3 protein-coding genes are annotated in these 21,694 nt (G+C 75.3%); all 3 read left to right on the top strand.

The window, feature by feature from the left end; translation table 11 throughout:
• The first annotated feature begins 154 nt into the window (after positions 1–154).
• Genes ABD361_RS03025 through ABD361_RS03015 form a run of 3 tightly spaced genes read left to right on the top strand, consistent with a single transcriptional unit; the run spans position 155 to position 21,647 of the window.
• Positions 155–8,332 carry an amino acid adenylation domain-containing protein gene (locus ABD361_RS03025; RefSeq protein ID WP_425583127.1) on the top strand — a complete coding sequence of 2,726 codons (8,178 nt, stop codon included), beginning with the start codon at positions 155–157 and terminating at the stop codon, positions 8,330–8,332.
• On the top strand, positions 8,329–16,059 hold the full coding sequence (locus ABD361_RS03020) for an amino acid adenylation domain-containing protein (RefSeq protein WP_344433059.1): 7,731 nt from the start codon (positions 8,329–8,331) through the stop codon (positions 16,057–16,059). The genes ABD361_RS03025 and ABD361_RS03020 overlap by 4 nt, the downstream gene beginning before the upstream one ends.
• Positions 16,056–21,647 (top strand): amino acid adenylation domain-containing protein, encoded by a 5,592-nt coding sequence (locus tag ABD361_RS03015; RefSeq protein ID WP_344433058.1) that lies wholly within the window; start codon positions 16,056–16,058, stop codon positions 21,645–21,647. The genes ABD361_RS03020 and ABD361_RS03015 overlap by 4 nt, the downstream gene beginning before the upstream one ends.
• Positions 21,648–21,694: the final 47 nt, after the last annotated feature.

The raw sequence follows: 21,694 nt of genomic DNA, 5'->3' as shown, positions 1-21,694 counted from the left end.
CTCGATTTCTCCCGGGGTACCACCGGGGTCCGGAAACTAGGCGGCCCGCGTATTGGCGGCATATCGCTTGCTTATCCCGAGCGGCCCGCTCGGTATGAAAAGCCGTCAATAACACGTCGAAAACCCGGCTCATTAGCTTCCCCGCAAGATCGCAATGAGCGAACGAGGAGTCGGATTGATGGAAGGTGTCCCGATGCCGTACGAGTCCCTGCGGGACCGGCTCGCCGCGCACGCGTCCCGTACGCCGGAGCGCACCGCGCTCACCGGCGCGGGACGGCGGTGGAGCTACCGCGAACTGGACCGGGACACCGAGGTGCTGGCGCAGCGGCTGTACGACGTCGGTGTGGGCGCCGGCGACGTGGTGGCCGTGCACGGCGAGCGTGATCCGCATCTGTTGCTTGCGCTGGTGGCCGTGCTCAAGGTTGGGGCCGCCTTTACGGTGCTGGATGCGGGGCATCCGGCTTCTCGGGTTGCCGCCTGTGCCGCGGCGGCTGCGCCGCGGGCTTGGCTTGTGTGCGGAGGCGCTCCGGCGCCGGCCGCGGACGGGGTGCCGGTACTGGACGTACCGGGGGTGGTTGCTGCCGGTGGGTCGGTTGGCGCCCACCCGTTCCTCCCCCAGCTACCGCTGGGGGGACCCCCAGCGGAACGACTGCCCGCCAACCGGGCGGCCTATGTTGCTTTTACCTCCGGGACCACCGGGGTGCCTCGGGCCGTTGTGGGCTCGTGGGAGCCCGTTGCGCATTTTCTTGAGTGGTACAGCCGGGCCTTCTCCCTCGGGGACGGGGATCGGTTCGCCGCGCTTGCCGGGCTGGGGCACGATCCGTTGTTGCGCGATCTGTTCACGCCGCTGTGGGTCGGCGGCGAAGTGCACTTCCCCGACGTGCCGTTGCGCGATGCCGCCGCGCTGGGCCGGTGGCTGGCGGAGACCGGCGTCACCGTCGTCCACCTCACGCCCGGCCTCGCCGACGCCCTCGCCGACGCCGCCCCCGCGGGCGGCTGGCCCGCGCTGCGGCAGGTCGGGTTCGGCGGGGAGGCGCTGGGCTGGGGGACCGCCCGTACCTGGGCGCGGCTCGCGCCCGGCGCGCGGCTGCTGAACCTCTACGGCGCCACCGAGACCCCGCAGGCCGTCTCCGTACTCGTCGTGCGCGAGCCCGGCGGCCCGCTGCGGGCCGAGTCGGGGGCCCGCGTGCCGCTGGGGCCGGGCATCGACGGCGTGACGCTGCTGGTGCGCGCCGAGGACGGCACTCTCGTGGACGCCGGTACCGCAGGGGCCACCGGTGAGCTGGTCGTGCGCACCCGGCACCTTGCCCGGTACGCCGACGCCGCCGAGGTGCCCGCCGAGTACGCCACCGGCGACCTCGTGCGCGCGGCCGGTGACGGCACGCTCACCTACCTGGGCCGCGCCGACGACCAGGTCAAGATCCGCGGCTTCCGCGTCGAGCCCGGCGAGGTCGAGGCCGTGCTGCGCGCCCACCCCGGCGTCTCGGGCGCGGCCGTGACCGTCGCCGAGGACGCCTCCGGCGACCGCAGCCTCGTCGCCTACGTCGTGGGCGACACCAAGGGCCTGCGCGAGCACGCCGTGGCTCTTCTGCCCTCCTACATGGTTCCCTCGCGCTACCTCTCGCTCGACTCCCTCCCGCTCACCCCCAACGGCAAGGTGGACCGCGCCGCGCTGCCCGCCCCGGGCGCCGCTGCGGTCGCGGCGCGCGGCCGGGCGCCGCGCACGCCGCGCGAGGAGGTGCTGTGCGGGCTGTTCGCCGAGGTGCTCGGCGCCGCACAGGTCGGCATCGACGACGACTTCTTCGTGCTGGGCGGCCACTCGCTCAAGGCCAACCGCCTGATCAACCGGGTGCGCAAGGTCTTCGGCGCGGCCCTGTCCGTGCACACCCTCTTCGACGCGCCGACCGTCGCCGCCCTGGCCGCCCGCCTCGACGCGGAGGCCGGCTCGCAGCGCCCCGCCCTGCGCCCGGCGGAGCGCCCCGCGCGCGTACCGCTGTCCGCCGCCCAGCAGCGCCTGTGGTTCCTGCACCACATGGACGACCTGGAGGACGGCGCCGCCGCGTACAACGTCGCCCTGCGCGTGCACCTGCGCGGCCGGCTGGACCGCAGCGCGCTCGCCGCGGCCCTGGCCGACCTCACCGACCGGCACGAGTCGCTGCGCACCCGCTACCCGGCACTCGACGGGGAGCCGTACCAGGACGTGCTGCCCGCCGGCAGCAGCCGCCCGCAGCTGGCGGTCGTCGCCGCGGGCGACGGCCTGGAGGAGGCCGTCACCGAGGCGGCCCGCCACCGCTTCGACCTCGCCGCCGAACCGCCCTTCCGCCCCACGCTGTTCACCGTCTCCGACGACGAGCACGTGCTGCTCCTGCTGCTGCACCACATCGTCACCGACGGCGGCTCCCTGGCGCCGCTCAGCCGCGACCTGTCCACCGCGTACGCCGCCCGGCTCGACGGCCGCGCGCCGCAGTGGGCGCCGCTGCCCGTGCAGTACGCCGACTACGCCCTGTGGCAGCAGGGGCACCTCGGCGACGAGCAGGCCGCGTACTGGAAGGAGCGCCTCGCCGGTCTGCCCGAGGTGCTCGAACTGCCCACCGACCGGCCCCGGCCGGCCGTGGCCAGCAACAAGGGCGGCCTCGTCCCGCTGAGCGTGGACGCCGACCTGCACCACAGCCTCACCAAGCTCGCCCGCCGCACCGGCACCACGGTCTTCATGACCGTGCACGCCGCCCTGGCCGCGCTGCTCACCCGGCTCGGCGCCGGCACCGACATCCCCCTCGGCACGCCGGTGGCCGGCCGCGGCGACGAAGCCCTCGACGACCTCGTCGGCTTCTTCGCCAACACCCTCGTCCTGCGCACCGACACCTCCGGCGACCCCACCTTCCGCCAGCTGCTGGGCCGGGTGCGCGAGGGCGACCTGGCCGCCTTCGACCACCAGGACGTGCCCTTCGAGCGCGTCGTCGAGACCGTCAACCCGGCCCGGTCGCTGGCGCACACCCCGCTGTTCCAGACGATGCTGACGTTCGCCGGGTCCACCGGCGCGCAGTTCGCGCTGCCGGGCCTGACCGCCGAGCTGACCACCGTGGACAAGCGCGTGGCCAAGTTCGACCTGTCGTTCGTCCTGCAGGAGGAGCACGCGGCCGACGGCGCCCCGCAGGGCATCACCGGCAGCCTGGAGTACGCCGCCGACCTCTTCGACGAGGACGGCGCCCGCGCCGTCGCCGACCGCCTGGTGCGGCTGCTGGCGGCCGCTGCGGCCGAGCCCGACCGGGCGATCGGCGAGCTGGAGATCCTCTCCCCCGAGGAGCGCCACCAGCTGCTCGCCGGCTGGCACGGCGAGCAGCGCGAGGTCGACGCCACGACGCTCACCGCGCTCTTCGAGGCCCAGGCCGCCCGCACCCCCCACGCCGTCGCCGTCGAGCACGCCGGCACCACGCTCACCTACGCCGAGCTCGACGCCCGCGCCAACCGGCTCGCCCGGCTGCTCGTGCGCCGCGGCGTCGGCCCCGAGCGGTACGCGGCCGTCGCGCTGCCCCGCTCGGCCGACCTGGTCACCGCCCTGCTCGCCGTGCTCAAGGCGGGCGGCGCCTACCTGCCGCTCGACCTCGCCTACCCCGCCGAGCGCACCGGTTTCATGCTGGCCGACGTCCGGCCCGTCACCGTCATCGCCCACAGCGAGCAGCTGCCCGCCCTGGGCGAGGCCATCGCGCTGGCCGCCCCGGCCGACGAGGCCCCCGGCGTCCTGCTCCTCGACGACACCGCGACGCACGACGCGCTCGCCGGCGAGTCGGCGGACACCCTCACCGACGCCGAGCGCACGACGCCCCTGCGGCCGTCCCACGCCGCCTTCACCATCTTCACCTCCGGCTCCACCGGCCGCCCCAAGGGCGTCATGGTCGAGCACCGCTCGCTGGTGCAGTACCTGTCGTGGGTCCGCGAGGCGTACGACAGCGTCGACGGCCGCGCGCTGGTGCACTCCCCGGTCTCCTTCGACCTCACCGTCACCGGCCTGTTCGCCCCGCTCATCACCGGCGGCTGCGCCCACCTCGTCCGCCTGGACGGGCGGACCGGCCCCGACGAGGTCACCGAGGCGACCCGGCCGACGTTCGTGAAGGCCACCCCCAGCCACCTGCCCCTGCTGCTGGAGCTCGACGACCGCTTCTCCCCCTCCCGCCAGCTGGTGCTGGGCGGCGAGTCGCTGATGGGCGAGGTGCTGGACCTGTGGCGGGCCCGCCACCCGCAGGCCACCGTCATCAACGAGTACGGCCCGACCGAGACCACCGTCGGCTGCACCGAGTACCGCATCGAGCCCGGCGACACCGTGCCCTCGGGCGTGGTCACCATCGGCCGCCCCATCTGGAACACCCAGATGTACGTGCTGGACGCCGCGCTGCGCCCGGTGCCGGCCGGCGTGCCCGGCGAGCTGTACATCGCCGGCGACCTGGTCACCCGCGGCTACCTGGGCCGCCCGGCGCTGACCGCCGGCCGCTTCGTCGCCAACCCGTACGGGCCGCCCGGCAGCCGCATGTACCGCAGCGGCGACATCGTGCGCTGGGCGCGCGACGGGCAGCTGCAGTTCGTCAGCCGCGTCGACAACCAGGTCAAGCTGCGCGGCTTCCGCATCGAACTCGGCGAGATCGAGACCGTCCTGGCCGCGCACGAGCGCGTGGTCCAGGCCGCGGTCGTGGTCCGCGAGGACCGGCCGGGCGACCGGCGCCTGGTCGCGTACGTCGTCGGTGACACCGAGGACTTGCGCGAGCACGCCGCCGCCGAACTCCCCGAGTACATGGTGCCCTCCGCCTTCGTCGCCCTCGACGTGCTGCCGCTGACCCCCAACGGCAAGCTCGACCACCGCGCCCTGCCCGCGCCCGCCTCCTTGCGGGCCGGCGGCGGCCGGGCGGCGCGCACGCCGCGCGAGGAGATCCTGTGCGGCCTGTTCGCCGAGGTCCTCGGCCTGGACGGGGTCGGCGCCGACGACAACTTCTTCGAGCTCGGCGGCCACTCACTGATGGCCACCCGCCTCATCAGCCGCATCCGCACCGCCTTCGGCGCCGAGCTGCCGATCCGGGCCCTCTTCGAGGCCCCGACCGCCGAGCGCCTCGCCGAACGCCTCGCGGAGGCCGGCGAGGCCCGGCCCGCCCTCGTGGCCGCGCAGCGGCCCGAGGTGCTGCCGCTGTCCTTCGCCCAGCACCGGCTGTGGTTCCTCGGCCGCCTCGAAGGCCCGAGCGCCACCTACAACGTGCCGCTGGCCGTACGCCTGTCCGGGCCGGTCGACACCGACGCCCTTCAGGCGGCACTCGGTGACGTGGTGGCCCGCCACGAGAGCCTGCGCACCGTCTTCCCCGAGGCCGACGGCACGCCCGTCCAGCGCATCCTGCCCGCGGACGAGGCCACGGTGCGGCTGACGGTCACCGACACCACCGACGTCGACGCCGCGCTGCGGGAAGCGGTCGGCCACGCCTTCGCGCTCGATGCCGAACTGCCGCTGCGCGCCACGTTCTTCCGCGAGACGGCCGAGCAGGGCGTGCTCCTCGTCCTCATGCACCACATCGCCGCCGACGGCTGGTCGACCGCACCCCTGCTGGCCGACCTCACCACCGCGTACACCGCCCGCCTGGCGGGCGAGGCGCCCGCGTGGCAGCCGCCGGCCGTGCAGTACGCCGACTACGCGCTGTGGCAGCACGACGTCCTCGGCGACGAGAACGACCCCGCCAGCCTCGCCGCCCAGCAGGCCGCGTACTGGAAGGAGCGCCTGGCCGGGCTGCCCGAGCTGCTCGACCTGCCCACCGACCACGCCCGCCCCGCCGTCGCCTCGCACCGCGGCCAGCAGGTGGACTTCGCCCTGCCGGCCGACGCCCACCGGGCCGTCACCGAGCTGGCCCGCCGCACGGGCACCACGGTCTTCATGACCGTGCAGGCCGCCCTCGCGGCCCTCCTCACCCGCCTCGGCGCCGGCACCGACATCCCCCTCGGCACCGCCGTCGCCGGCCGCACGGACGAGGCGCTCGACGAGCTCGTCGGCTTCTTCGTCAACACCCTCGTCCTGCGCACCGACACCTCCGGCGACCCCACGTTCGAGGAGCTCCTGGCCCGCGTCCGCGAGACCGACCTGGCCGCGTACGCCCACCAGGACCTGCCCTTCGAGCGCCTCGTCGAGATCGCCAACCCGGCGCGCTCCCTGGCCCACCACCCGCTCTTCCAGGTCATGCTCGTCCTGCAGAACAACGCCGAGGGCACCCTCGACCTGCCGGGCCTGACCGCCACGACGCTGGAACTGCAGGCGGCGGCCGCCAAGTTCGACCTTTCCTTCAACCTGCACGAGCGCTTCGCCCCCGACGGCACCCCTGCCGGCATCGGCGGCGGCCTCGTCTACGCCACCGACCTGTTCGAGCGGCACACCGCCGAGGACATCGCCGGCGGCCTGGCCCGCCTGCTGGGCGCCGCGGCCGCCGACCCGGCCCGCACCGTCGGCGAGCTCGACGTCCTGGCCGCCGAGGACCGCGCCCGGCTGCTGGGCGGCGACTGGAGCGGGGACGCGCGCGCCTTCCGCACCGCCTCGGTGCCGCAGCTCTTCGCCGAGCAGGCGGCCCGCACCCCGGACACCGTCGCGCTGGTCGCGGGCGGGGACACCGTCACGTACGCCGGGCTCGACGCCCTCGGCAACCGCGTCGCCCACCGCCTGCTGGCGCACGGCGTCACCGCCGAGACCCGCGTGGCCCTGCTGCACGACCGCTCCATCGAGGCCGTGGCCTGCCTGCTGGGCGTGCTCAAGGCCGGCGGCGCGTACGTGCCGCTCGACGCCCGCCACCCCGCCGCCCGCATCCGGGCGATCCTGGCGGCGTCCGGCGCGCAGGTGCTGCTCACCGACCGGCCGGCCGCCGAACTCGGCGACCTGCCCGAGCAGATCACCGTCGTGCCCGTCGCCGAGGCCGTCGGTGGCACCGCCGACCACGACCCGGGCATCACCGTCCACCCCGGACAGCTGGCCTACTCGATGTTCACGTCGGGCTCCACCGGCACCCCCAAGGGCGTCGCGACCACCCACGCCAACATCGTCGCCTTCTGCGCGGAGGCCACCTTCCACACCGGGCGCCACCGCAGGCTGCTGCTGCACTCGCCGCTCGCCTTCGACGCCTCGACGTACGAGATGTGGGTGCCGCTGCTGGCCGGCGGCCAGGTCGTCCTCGCCCCGCCCGGCGACCTCGACCTGCCCGCCCTCGCCCGCACCATCGCCGAGGAGGGCATCACCAGTGTCTTCCTCACCGCCGGCCTCTTCCGGCTGATCGCCGAGGAGCACGTGGGCTGCCTGCGCGGCGTCCACGAGGTGTGGACGGGCGGCGAGGTCGTCTCCACCGCCGCCCTGCGCCGCGTCGTCGAGGAGTGCCCCGGCACCACGGTCATCGACGTCTACGGGCCGACGGAGACCACCACCTTCGCCACCTTCCACCCGCTGCGCCGCCCGTACGACTACCCGGGCACCGTCCCGATCGGCGCGCCGATGGACAACACCGCCGCGTACGTCCTGGACGCCGCGCTGCGCCCGGTGCCGGTGGGCGTGCCCGGCGAGCTGTACCTGGCCGGCGCGGGCCTGGCCCGCGGCTACCTCGGCCGTCCCGACCTGACCGCGGGCCGCTTCGTGGCCGATCCGTACGGACCGCCGGGCAGCCGGATGTACCGCACGGGCGACCTGGTGCGCTGGGACCGCGGCGGGCAGCTGCACTTCACCGGCCGCGTCGACGACCAGGTCAAGATCCGCGGCTTCCGCATCGAGCTCGGCGAGATCGAGAGCGTGCTGCTCACGCACGACGCGGTCGCCCAGGCGGCCGTGGTCGTGCGCGAGGACCGGCCCGGCGACAAGCGCCTGGTCGCCTACGTCGTCGGTGACACCGCGGGCCTGCGCGAGCACACCGCGGAGCGCCTGCCCGAGTACATGGTGCCGTCCGTCTTCATGACGCTTCAGGCCCTGCCGCTCAACCCCAACGGCAAGCTCGACCACAAGGCGCTGCCCGTCCCGGACCCGGACGACCGGCCCGCCGGGCGGGCGCCGCGCACCCCGCGCGAAGAGGTGCTCTGCGGCCTCTTCGCGGAGGTGCTGGGCCTGGAGAACGTCGGCATCGACGACGACTTCTTCGCGCTGGGCGGCCACTCCCTGATGGCCACCCGTCTCATCAGCCGCATCCGCACCGTCTTCGGCGTGGAGCTGGCCATCAGGGCCCTGTTCGAAGCACCGACCGTCGCGACGCTCGCCGGTCACCTGGACACCGCCGAGAAGGCGCGTCCGACACTCCGGCCGAAGCTGCGGCCGATGAAGAGGTCTGTTGAGGAGATGTCATGATTCCGCTCTCTTACGCGCAGCACCGGCTGTGGTTCCTCAGCCGCCTCGAAGGCCCCAGCGCCACCTACAACGTCCCCCTCGCCCTGCGCCTGACGGGCACCGTCGACACCGGCGCCCTGGAGGCGGCCCTGCGGGACGTGGTGGCCCGCCACGAGAGCCTGCGCACCGTCTTCCCGGAGACCGACGGCGTGCCGCGGCAGCGCATCCTGCCCGTGGAGACCGGCTTCACCGGCCTGACCGTCACCGACACCGGCTCCGGCGACGTCGACACCGCACTGCAGGAGGCGGTCGGCCACGCCTTCGCGCTGGAGACCGAACCGCCCCTGCGCGCCACGCTGTTCCGGGTGGACGAGCAGCACAGCGTGCTCCTCGTGCTGATGCACCACATCGCCGCCGACGGCTGGTCGGTCGGCAACCTGCTGCGCGACCTGTCGACGGCGTACACCGCCCGCCTGCAGGGGGCCGCCCCCGGCTGGGAGCCGCTGGAGATCCAGTACGCGGACTACGCGCTGTGGCAGCGCGAGGTGCTCGGCGAGGAGGACGACCCCGAGAGCGTCGCCTCCCGCCAGGCCGCCTACTGGGCCGAGCAGCTGGCCGGCGCGCCCGAGCTGCTGGACCTGCCGGCCGACCGGCCGCGCCAGGCCGTCGCCGGGCACGCGGGCGACACCGTCCCGCTGACGGTGGACGCCACCACGCACGCCCGCCTGGCGGAGCTGGCCCGCACCCACCGGTGCAGCCTGTTCATGGTCGCCCAGGCCGGTCTCGCCGCCCTGCTCACCCGCCTCGGCGCCGGCACCGACATCCCGCTCGGCACCGCCGTCGCGGGCCGCACGGACGAGGCGCTCGACGAGCTCGTCGGCTTCTTCGTCAACACGCTCGTCCTGCGCACGGACGTCTCCGGCGACCCCACCTTCGCCGAACTCGTCGACCGCGTCCGCGACACCGACCTGGCCGCCTACGCCCACCAGGACATCCCCTTCGAGCGGGTCGTCGAGGTGACCAACCCGGTGCGCACGCTGGCGCACCACCCGCTGTTCCAGGTCATGCTCGTCCTGCAGAACAACGCCTCCGGCACGGTGCAGCTGCCGGGCCTGGCCACCGAGGTCGAGGACCTCAACGCGAAGACCGCGAAGTTCGACCTGTCGTTCACCCTGCACGAGCACCACGACGCCACCGGCGCGCCGGCCGGCCTGACCGGCGGCCTGACGTACGCCACGGAGCTGTACGACGAGGAGACGGCCGCGTACCTGGCGGCGTGCCTGTCCCGGCTGCTGGCGAGCGCCGCCGCCGACCCGGCGCGGCCGGTGAGCGCGCTGGACGTCCTGTCGCCCGCCGAGCGCGAGCGGCTGCTCGTGGAGTGGAACGACTCCGCCCGCGACGTCGCCCAAGGCACCCTGCCCGAGCTGTTCGCGGCCCGCGTCGCCGAGACCCCCGACGCCGTCGCGGCCGTGTACGGCACGACCGAGCTCACGTACGCCGAGCTGGACGCGCGCGCCAACCGGCTCGCCCACCACCTCGCCGGCCTCGGCGCCGGCCCCGAGCGGATCGTGGCCGTCGCCCTGCCGCGCTCGGTGGAGTGGCTCGTCGCGCTGCTCGCCGTGGTCAAGGCAGGTGCCGCCTACCTGCCGGTCGACCCGGAGTACCCGGCCGAGCGCATCGCCTACATGCTCGACGACGCGGATCCGCTGTGCGTCGTCACCGACGCCGCCACCCGCGACCGCCTCCCGGCCAGGGCGAACGCGCTGGTGCCGGACGAGGCGGCGCTCGCCGGGCAGCCGTCCCACGCCCCGCAGCCGCGCCTGACGCCGGCGAACGCGGCGTACGTGATCTACACGTCGGGTTCCACGGGCCGCCCCAAGGGCGTCGTCGTCACCCACACGGGCATTGCCGGCCTCGTCGCCGAGCAGATGACGGCCTTCGGCGTCGGCTCCGGCAGCCGCGTGCTGCAGTTCGCCTCGCCGAGCTTCGACGCCGCGACGTGGGAAGTCTGCATGGCCCTGCTCTCGGGCGCCACGCTCGTGCTGGCCCCGCGCGAGGAGCTGCTGCCGGGCGACGCGCTCGCCGCGACCCTGCACCGGCACGCCGTCACCCACGCCACGCTCCCGCCGGCCGCCCTGGCCGTCCTGCCCGACGGCGCGCTGCCCGAGGACATGACGCTGGTCGTGGCGGGCGAGGCCTGCGCCCCGGACCAGGTCGCCCGCTGGTCCGCCGACCGCCGGATGATCAACGCCTACGGGCCGACGGAGACGACGGTCTGCGCCACCATGAGCGGTCCCGTCTCCGGCGCCGACGTGCCCCCCATCGGCCGGCCCATCGCCAACACGCAGGTGTACGTGCTCGACGCCGCGCTGCGCCCGGTGCCCGTGGGCGTCGCCGGCGAGCTGTACGTCGCCGGCACCGGCCTGGCCCGCGGCTACCACGGGCGCCCCGACCTCACGGCCGGCCGCTTCGTCGCCGACCCGTACGGGCCGGCGGGCTCCCGGATGTACCGCACGGGCGACCTCGCCCGCTGGGACCGCGACGGACAGCTGCACTTCGTCGGCCGCGCCGACAACCAGGTCAAGCTGCGCGGCTTCCGCATCGAACTCGGCGAGATCGAGACCGTCCTGGCCGCGCACGAGCGCGTGGTCCAGGCCGCGGTCGTGGTCCGCGAGGACCGGCCGGGCGACCGGCGCCTCGTCGCCTATGTCGTCGGTGGCACCGAGGACTTGCGCGAGCACGCCGCCGCCGAACTCCCCGAGTACATGGTCCCCTCCGCCTTCGTCACCCTCGACGCCCTGCCGCTGACCCCCAACGGCAAGCTCGACCACAAGGCCCTGCCCGCCCCGGACACCACCGAGCGGCCCGCGGGGCGTGCGCCGCGCACGCCGCGCGAGGAGATCCTGTGCGGCCTGTTCGCCGAGGTGCTGGGTCTGGAGAGCGTCGGCATCGACGACAGCTTCTTCCAGCTGGGCGGCCACTCCCTGATGGCCACCCGCCTCATCAGCCGCATCCGCACCACCCTCGGCGCCGAACTGGCCATCCGTGACCTCTTCGAGGCCCCGACCGTGGCCGCCCTCGCACCCCGCCTGGACGACGCCGGCTCCGCCCGCAACCGGCCCGGCGCCGACCGCGAGCGCCCCGAGGTGCTGCCGCTGTCCTTCGCCCAGCGCCGGCTGTGGGTGCTCGACCACGTCGAGGGCCCCAGCGCCACGTACAACGTGCCGCTCGCCCTGCACCTGACCGGCACGGTCGACACCGACGCCCTTCAGGCGGCGCTCGGTGACGTGGTGGCCCGCCACGAGAGCCTGCGCACCGTCTTCCCGGAGACCGACGGCGTACCGCGGCAGCAGATCCTGCCCGCGGAGACCGGCTTCACCGGCCTGACCGTCACCGACACCGACACCACCGACCTGGACGCCGCACTGCGCAAGGCGGCCGGGCACGCGTTCGCGCTGGGCACCGAACCGCCCCTGCGCGCCACGCTGTTCCGGGTGGACGAGCAGCACAGTGTCCTGCTCCTGCTGATGCACCACATCGCCGCCGACGGCTGGTCCGCCGGCCCGCTGCTGGGCGACCTGACCACCGCTTACACCGCCCGCCTGGCGGGCGGGGCGCCGCAGTGGCAGCCGCTGCCGGTGCAGTACGCGGACTACGCGCTGTGGCAGCACGACGTCCTCGGCGACGAGAGCGACGCGGCCAGCACCGCCGCCCGCCAGGCCGCGTACTGGACGGAGCGCCTGGCCGGCCTGCCCGAGCTGCTCGACCTGCCCACCGACCACGCCCGCCCCGCCGTCGCCTCCTACCGGGGCGACCAGGTCGGCTTCTCGATCGGGCAGGAGACCCACCAGGCGCTGTCCGCGCTGGCGCGCCGGACGGGCGCGACGACCTTCATGGTCGTCCAGGCGGCGCTCGCCGCCCTGCTCACCCGCCTCGGCGCGGGCACCGACATCCCGCTCGGCACCGCCGTCGCGGGCCGCACGGACGAGGCGCTGGACGGGCTGGTCGGCTTCTTCGTCAACACGCTCGTCCTGCGCACGGACGTCTCCGGCGACCCCACCTTCGCCGAACTCGTCGAGCGCGTACGGGAGAGCGACCTCGCGGCGTACGCCCACCAGGACCTGCCCTTCGAGCGCCTGGTCGAAATCGCCAACCCCGTCCGCTCGCTGGCCCACCACCCGCTGTTCCAGGTCATGCTGACCCTGCAGAGCCAGTCCGAGGCCGCCGTCGAGCTGCCCGGCCTGACCACGCGGGTGGAGGGGCTGGACGCCGGTGCGGCGAAGTTCGACCTCTCCTTCAGCCTCCGCGACCGCTACGCCGCCGACGGGACGCCCGCCGGCATCGACGGCAGCGTCGTCTTCGCCACCGACCTCTTCACGGCCGGCACCGCCCGCGGCATCGCCGAGCGGCTCGTGCGTCTGCTGCAGGCCGCGGCGGCCGCGCCGGACGCCCCCGTGGGGCAGCTGGAGATCCTCGCGCCGCAGGAGCGCGAGCGGCTGCTCGTCGAGTGGAACGACTCCGCCCGCGACGTCGCCCGGGGCACCCTGCCCGAGCTCTTCGAGGCACAGGTCGCCCGCACCCCGCAGGCCGTCGCCCTCGTCCACGGCGACACGACGCTGACGTACGCCGAGCTGGACGCGCGCGCCAACCGGCTCGCCCACCACCTCGCCGGACTCGGCGTGGGCCCGGAGCGGATCGTCGCCGTCGCGCTGCCGAAGTCCGCCGCCCTGGTGGTGGCCCAGCTCGCCGTGGTGAAGGCGGGCGGCGCCTACCTGCCGGTCGACCCCGAGTACCCGGCGGAGCGCATCGCCTACATGCTCGACGACGCGGCCCCCCTGTGCGTCGTCACCGACGCCGCCACCCGCGACCGGCTGCCGCGGACCGTGCCCGTCGTCGACCTCGACGGCACCGACCTCACCGGCCGCCCGGTCCACGCGCCGCAGCGCACGGCGGTGCCGGCGAACCCCGCGTACGTCATCTACACGTCCGGCTCGACGGGCCGCCCCAAGGGCGTCGTCGTCACCCACACGGGCATCTCCAGCCTCGCCGCGGGCCAGATCGAGGTCTTCGGCGTGACGCCGGACAGCCGCGTGCTGCAGTTCGCCTCGCCGAGCTTCGACGCGGCCACGTCCGAGATGTGCATGGCCCTGCTGGCGGGCGCCACGCTTGTGCTCGCCTCCCGCGACGAGCTGCTGCCGGGCGAGGACCTCGTCCGCACGCTCGCCCGGCACCGCATCACGCACGCCACGCTCCCGCCGGCCGCCCTGGCCGTCCTGCCCGACGGCGCGCTGCCCGAGGACATGACGCTGGTCGTGGCGGGCGAGGCCTGCGCCCCGGACCAGGTCGCGCGGTGGTCCGCCGGCCGCCGCATGATCAACGCCTACGGGCCGACCGAGACCACCGTCTGCGCCACGATGAGCGGCCCGGTCTCCGGCGCCGTCACCCCGCCGATCGGCCGGCCCATCGCCAACGCGCAGGTGTACGTGCTCGACGCCGCCCTGCGTCCCGTGCCCGCCGGGGTGCCCGGCGAGCTGTACGTGGCCGGTACGGGCCTGGCCCGCGGCTACCACGGGCGCCCCGACCTCACGGCCGGCCGCTTCGTCGCCGACCCGTACGGACCCGCCGGTACGCGCATGTACCGCACCGGCGACCTGGCGCGCTGGGACGAGGACGGACAGCTGCACTTCGTCGGCCGCGCCGACAACCAGGTCAAGGTCCGCGGCTTCCGCATCGAACTCGGCGAGATCGAGGCCGTCCTGGCCGCCCGCGACGGCGTGGCCCAGGCCGCGGTGATCGTGCGCGAGGACCGGCCGGGCGACCGGCGCCTGGTCGCCTACGTGGTCGGTGACGCCGAGGGCCTGCGCGAGCACGCCGCCGCCGAACTGCCCGAGTACATGGTGCCCTCGGCCTTCGTGACCCTCGACGCCCTGCCGCTGACCCCCAACGGCAAGCTCGACCACAAGGCCCTGCCCGCCCCCGGCCAGGGCGAACGGCCCGCCGGCCGTGCCCCGCGCACCCCGCGCGAAGAGCTCCTGTGCGGCCTGTTCGCCGAGGTGCTGGGCCTGGACGGCGTCGGCGCCGACGACAACTTCTTCGAGCTCGGCGGCGACAGCATCCTGTCCATCCAGCTGGTGAGCCGCGCCCGCAAGGCCGGGCTCGTCCTCACCGCCCGGGACGTCTTCAAGCACCAGTCGCCGGCCGCCCTCGCGCTGATCGCCGCGGACAGCGGCGCGGCCACGGCCCAGGAGGCGCCGGACGCCGGCGTGGGCACCCTGCCGCTGACGCCGATCATGCACTGGCTGCGCGAACTCGGCGGCTCCTGGGAGGGCTTCAACCAGTCGATGGTGGTCCAGGTGCCGGCGGGCGCCGACGAGGACCGGCTGCTGCGGGCCGTCCAGGCCCTGCTGGACCGGCACGACGCCCTGCGCCTGCGCCTGACCGGCACCGACGGCTGGACCCCCGAGATCGCCCCCGCCGGCACGGTCACCGCCGCCGGCTGCCTGGAGCGCGTGGACGTCAGCAGGCTGGCCGGCGAGGCGCTGGCCGAGGCCGTGGCCGTCCACGGCGAGGCCGCCCGGCAGCACCTCGCCCCCGCGGACGGCGCGGTGCTGCGGCTGGTGTGGTTCGACGCCGGCGCCGAGCGGCCCGGCATGCTGCTGATCGTCGCCCACCACCTGGTGGTCGACGGCGTCTCCTGGCGCATCCTGCTCCCGGACCTCGCCGCCGCCTGGGAGGGCTCGGCCGGCGGCGCCACCCCCGCCCTCGACCCCGTACCGACCTCCTTCCGCCGCTGGTCGCAGCGGCTGACCGAGGCCGCGGCCGCCCCGCAGCGCACGGCCGAACTGCCCGTGTGGCAGCGGGTGCTGGACACCCCCGACCCGCAGCTGGGCACGGTCGCCCCCGACCCCGGGCGCGACGTGGCGGCGACCACCGTCTCGCTCACCCTGCGGCTGCCGGCCGAGGTGACCGAGCCCCTGCTGACGTCCGTTCCGGCCGCCTTCCACGCCGGCGTGAACGACGTCCTGCTGACCGGCCTCGCCCTGGCCGTGCGCGAGTACCGCGCGCGGCGCGGCCACGGCACCGGCCCCGTCCTGCTGGACCTGGAGGGCCACGGGCGCGAGGAGATCCTGGACGGCGCCGAACTCTCCCGCACCGTCGGCTGGTTCACCTCGCTCTTCCCCGTACGCCTGGACCCCGGACCGGTCACCGACGCCGACGTGCGCACGGCCGGCCCCGAGCTGGGCCGGGCCCTGAAGCGGATCAAGGAGCAGCTGCGCGAGCTGCCCGACAACGGCATCGGCCACGGCATGCTCCGGCACCTGAACCCGGACACCGCGCCCCACCTGGCCGGGCGGGCCGCGCCGCAGATCGGCTTCAACTACCTGGGCCGCTTCCCCGCCTCCGGCGGCGGCGCCCCCACCGCCGACTGGGCCGTGGTGCCCGGCGTCAAGGGGCCCGCGCCCCGCGACGGCGCCATGCCGGTCGGGCACACCCTGGAGATCAACGCGATCACCGAGGACCGGCCCGGCGGCCCCGAGCTGAGCGCCGTGTGGACCTGGCCGGCCGCGCTCCTGACCGAGGCCGAGGTCCGCGAGATGGCCGAGGGCTGGTTCCGCGCACTGCGGGCCCTGGCCGAGTGCACCGCCACCACCGACGTGGGCGGCTACACCCCGTCCGACCTCTCGCTGGTCGAGCTGAGCCAGGACGAAATCGACGATCTTGAAGCTGAATTGAGGGAAATCGCATGAAGACTTCGGGTCTTGAGGATGTCCTGCCGCTGTCTCCCCTGCAGGAGGGCCTCCTCTTCCACGCGCTCGCCGGCGAGGCGGGCGACACGGACGTCTACAACACCCAGCTCTTCCTCGACCTGGAGGGCACCCTCGACGTCGAGCGGCTGAAGACCTCGGCGCGCGCCCTGCTGCGCCGCCACGCCAACCTGCGCGCCGGCTTCCGCCAGCGCAAGAACGGCCAGGCCATCCAGGTCGTCCACCGCGAGGTGCCGCTGCCCTGGCAGGACGTGGACCTCTCCGCCCTGCCGGAGGCCGTGCGGGAGGCGGAGTTGACCGCCCTGCTGGAGGCCGACCGCGTCCGCCGCTTCGACCTGGCCGCCCCGCCGGCGCTGCGCTTCACCCTCGTCCGCCTGGGCGCGGGCCTGCACCGCCTGGTGATGAGCAACCACCACATCCTCATCGACGGCTGGTCGGCGCCCGTGCTGCTGCGCGAGCTGCTCACGCTGTACAAGGAGAACGGCTCGGACGCGACGCTTCCGCCGGTCACCCCCTACCGCGCCTACCTCGCGTGGCTGGCCCGCCAGGACGCCGGGGCGGCCAAGGACGCCTGGCGCCGCGCCCTCGCCGGGCTGCAGGGCCCCACCCTCGTCGTGCCCGCCGACCCCGACCGGCCCGGCATCCTGCCCGCCTACCGCTCCACCGACCTCCCCGAGGAGCTCACCACCTCCCTGGAGGCCATGGCCCGCACCCGCAACCTGACCGTCAACACCCTCCTGCAGGGAGTGTGGGCGCTGGTGCTGGCCGAGCTGACCGGCCGCGACGACGTGGTCTTCGGCTCGGTGGTCTCCGGCCGCCCGCCGGAGATCCCCGGCATCGAGACGATGGTCGGGCTGTTCATCAACACCGTCCCCGTGCGCGTGCGCCTCGAGCGCGGCGCCTCGCTGGCCGCCAACCTCACCCGGCTGCAGGAGGAGCAGGCCGACCTGCTCGACCACCAGCAGCTGCGCCTGGGCGAGGTGCAGCGCCTGGCCGGGCACGGCGACCTGTTCGACACCGCGCTCACCGTCGAGAACTACCCCTCCGACGGCTCCGGCAGCCAGGAGGTCGCCGGCCTGCGCGTCGCCCGCGTCTCCGGCAAGGACGCCGCCCACTACCCGCTGCGCCTGATCGCCGGCATGGCCGGCCGCCGCCTGCACATGCGCCTGGAGTACCGCCCCGACCTCTTCGACGAGGCCGCCGCGGACGTCCTTCTCGCCCGCACCGAACACCTGGTGCGCACGGCCGTCGAGCAGCCGGAGCTGCTCCTCGGCGACGTCGAGCCGATCACCGCCGCCCAGCGCGCCCTGCTGCCCGTACCGGCGCCCGCTGACGCATCCCTGCCGGTCACTGCCCGGCCGCGGCGGGAGCGCGAGCGCACCCCGCAGGAGGAGATCCTGTGCGGCCTGTTCGCCGAGGTGCTCGGCAAGCCGGCCGTCGCCCCGCACGAGGACTTCTTCGAGCTCGGCGGCCACTCCCTGTCGGCGATCAAGCTGCTGGGCCGGGTCCGCGCGACGTTCGCCGTCGAACTGCCCGTACGCGCCCTGTTCGAGGCCCCCACCGCCGCCCTGCTGGCCCGGCGCCTGGACCAGGGCGTCACCGCCCGCGAGCCGGTCCGCCCGGCCGTGCGGCCCGAGCGCGTACCTGTCTCCTTCGCCCAGCGGCGCCTGTGGTTCCTCGACCGCCTGGAGGGGCCGAGCGCCACCTACAACATCCCCATGCCGCTGCGCCTGACCGGCCGCCTCGACGAGCAGGCCCTGCGCGCCGCGCTGGGCGACGTCGTGGCGCGCCACGAGAGCCTGCGCACCCTCTTCGGCGAGCACGAGGGCGTCCCGTACCAGCGGATCCTCGACGCAGGCGAGCACCGGGCCGAGCTGACCGTCGTCACCACCGACGCGGACGGCCTGCCGGCCGCCCTGGCGAAGGCCGCGCGCCGGCCCTTCGACCTGGCGCTGGAGACGCCGCTGCGCAGCACCCTGTTCAGGGTGGGCGAGGAGGAGCACGTACTGCTCCTGCTGCTGCACCACATCGCGGGCGACGGCTGGTCCACCGCCCCGCTGGTGCGCGACCTGGGCGCGGCGTACACCGCCCGCACCGCGGGCCGCGCCCCGACCTGGGAGCCGCTGCCGGTGCAGTACGCCGACTACACGCTCTGGCAGCACGACCTGCTGGGCGACGACGGCGATGCCGACAGCGTCCTCGGCCGCCAGCTGGCGTACTGGACGCAGGCGCTGGCCGGCGCTCCCGAGCTGCTGGCCCTGCCCACCGACCGGCCGCGCCCGGCCGTCGCCGACCACCGCGGCGACTACGTGCACCTGTCGGTCGACGCCGCCACCCACCGCGCGCTGGTCTCCCTGGCCCGCGCCCACCGCTGCAGCCTGTTCATGGTGGTGCAGGCGGGCCTGGCCGCCCTGCTCACCCGCATGGGCGCGGGCACCGACATCCCCATCGGCACGGCCGTGGCCGGCCGCGGCGACGAGGCCCTCGACGACCTGGTGGGCTTCTTCGTCAACACCCTGGTGCTGCGCACCGACACCGCGGGCGACCCGGGCTTCGGCGAGCTGCTGGAGCGCGTGCGCGAGACCGACCTGGCCGCGTACGCCCACCAGGACATCCCCTTCGAGCGCCTGGTCGAGGCCGTCAACCCGGTGCGCTCGGCGGCCGCGCACCCGCTGTTCCAGGTGATGCTGGCCTTCCAGAACAACACGGGCCCCGCCCTCGAACTGCCGGGCCTCGCGGTCGGCTTCGAGGCCACGGGCGCGGGCGTCGCCAAGTTCGACCTGTCCTTCAGCGTCGCCGAGAGCCACGACCCCGACGGCGAGCCGGCCGGGCTGCGCGGCATCGTCGAGTACGCCACGGCCCTGTTCGACCGCGAGACCGCCCAGGAGCTCGCCGACCGCCTCGCCCGGCTGCTGGCCGCCGCCGCGGCCGACCCGAAGGCCCCGCTCAGCCGCCTGGAGGTGCTGGCCGGCGCCGAGCGCGAGCAGCTGCTGCAGGGCTGGCACGGCCCCGTCCTCGACCTCGAAAAGGCCCCGCTGCCCGCGCTGTTCGCGGCCCAGGTCGCCCGCACCCCCGACGCCGAGGCGCTCACCGCGCACGACGGCACCTCGCTGACGTACCGCGAGCTCGACGAGCGCGCCAACCGCCTGGCCCACCGCCTGGCCGGCCTGGGCGCCGGCCCCGAGCGGTTCGTGGCCCTCGCGCTGCCGAAGTCCGCCGACCTGGTCACCGCCCTGCTGGCCGTGGTCAAGACCGGCGCCGCCTGGGTGCCGCTGGACCCCGCCTACCCGGCCGAGCGCCTGGCCCTGATGCTCGCCGACGCCGACCCGGTGTGCGTGCTCACCGGCTCCTCGGTGACCGCCGCCCTCCCGGCGGACGCGCCCGTCGTCCTGCTGGACGACCCGCGGTTCGCCGCCGAGGTCGCCGCGCAGCCGGCCACCGCCCCCGCCGTGACCGTGCGCACCGACCACCCCGCGTACGTCATCTCCACCTCCGGCTCGACCGGCACCCCCAAGGGCGTCGTCGTCACCCACCGCGGCCTGGCCGGGCTCGCCCACCACCACCGCACCCGGCACGGGGCCGGACCGGGCAGCCGGGTGATCCAGTTCGTCTCGCCGAGCTTCGACGTGTCGGTCTCCGAGCTGTGCATGGCCCTGCTGACCGGCGGCACCCTCGTGGTGCCGGACGGCACGCCGATCGGCGAGGAGCTGGCCCGCTTCCTGGCCGAGCAGCGCATCACCCACGCCCACATGCCGCCCTCGGTCCTGGCCGGCCTGCCGGCGGCGGACCTGCCCGACCTGCGCACCCTGATCGTCGGCGGCGAGGTCTGCGCCCCCGAGCTGGTGGCCCGCTGGGCGCCCGGCCGCCGCCTGGTCAACGGCTACGGGCCGACCGAGGCCACGGTCGAGGTCACCTCCGCGGTGTGCGACCCGCAGGCCGGGCCCGTGCAGCCCATCGGCCGGCCGGTGGCCAACGCCCGCGCGTACGTGCTGGACGCGGCCCTGCGGCCGGTGGCCGCCGGCGTCGTCGGCGAGCTGTACCTGGCGGGCGACGGGCTGGCCCGCGGCTACCTGCGCCGGCCCGCCGTCACCGCCGCGCGCTTCGTCGCCGACCCCTACGGCCGGCCCGGCACCCGCATGTACCGCACCGGCGACCTGGTGCGCCGGCGCCGCGACGGACAGCTGGAGTTCGTCGGCCGCGCCGACGACCAGGTCAAGCTGCGCGGCTTCCGCATCGAGCTCGGCGAGGTCGAGTCGGCCGTCGCCGAACAGAGCGCGGTCTCCCGCGCGGTGGCCATGGTCCGCGAGGACCGGCCCGGCGTGCAGCGCCTGGTCGCCTACGTCGTCCCGGCCCCCGGCGCCGGCGCCGCCGACGTGGCGGCCCTGCGCTCGCGGCTGCTGGGCCGGCTCCCGGAGTACATGGTGCCCTCGGCCTTCGTGCCGGTGGAGCAGATCCCGCTGACCCCCAACGGCAAGGCGGACCTGCGGGCGCTGCCCGAGCCGCCGGCCGCCCCCGCCGGCCGCGCCCCGCGCTCGGGCCGCGAGGAGGTGCTGTGCGCCCTGTTCGCCGAGGTGCTGGGCGCCCCGGGAATGGGCATCGACGACAACTTCTTCGAGTTCGGCGGGCATTCGCTGCTGGCGTCCAAGCTGGCCGGCCTCATCGGCGCGGTGCTCGGCGCGGAGGTCTCCGTCCGTACGATCTTCGCCGCGCCCACCCCGGCGGCGCTGCTGGAGCGCATCGACGGCGGCGACGCGGCCGGCGGCTTCGACGTCCTGCTGCCGCTGCGCACCACCGGCACGCGGCCGCCGCTGTTCGCCGTCCACCCGGTGGGCGGGCTGAGCTGGTGCTACGCGGGCCTGCTGCGCGCACTGGACGCCGACCAGCCGCTGTACGGCCTGCAGTCGCGCGGCGCCGACGGCAGCGAGCCGCCGGCGGCGACGCTCGCGGAGATGGTCGCCGACTACGTGGCGCAGATGCGCTCCGTGCAGCCGGCGGGCCCCTACCACCTGGTGGGCTGGTCGCTGGGCGGCGCCCTCGCCCAGGCGGTGGCCGCCGAACTGCGCCGCCAGGGCGAGGAGGTGGGCCTGCTGGCCCTGCTCGACTCCTACCCGGTGGAGGCCGACCGCAAGGAGCCGCTGGAGCCGCAGGGCATCCTCACCGACATGTTCCAGGCGTACGCCCGCATCCACGGCGAGTCCGACGCGGTGCCCGCCGACCTCGCCGAGGTGCGCCGCGCCGTCGTCGGCTACATGGGCCGCGGCTCCAGCGAGTCCCGCCACCTGGACGAGGCGCAGCGCGCTGCGGTGCTGGACGTGCTGGTGAACAACGTGCGCCTGGTGACGCCGGCCGAACCGGCCCCGTACGACGGCGACATGCTGCTGGTCGTCGCCACCGAGAACCGCCGCGAGTGGGCGGACCCGGCCGCGTGGGAGCCGTACGTCTCCGGCACGGTGGAGCTGGTGGAGGTCGCCACCACGCACGAGCGGATGACCGAGTCGGCCCCGCTGGCCGAGATCGGCCGCCTGCTGGCGGAGCGCCTGCACCGCGCGCCGGCCGCGGCCCTCGTCTGAGCAGCCGTCGCCTGAGGTGCCTTTTCGCCGGGGTGTTTCCCCAAATT

Source organism: Streptomyces luteosporeus, assembly GCF_039532865.1.
Classification (GTDB): domain Bacteria; phylum Actinomycetota; class Actinomycetes; order Streptomycetales; family Streptomycetaceae; genus Streptomyces; species Streptomyces luteosporeus.
This window is presented reverse-complemented; position numbering and strand designations above follow the sequence as displayed.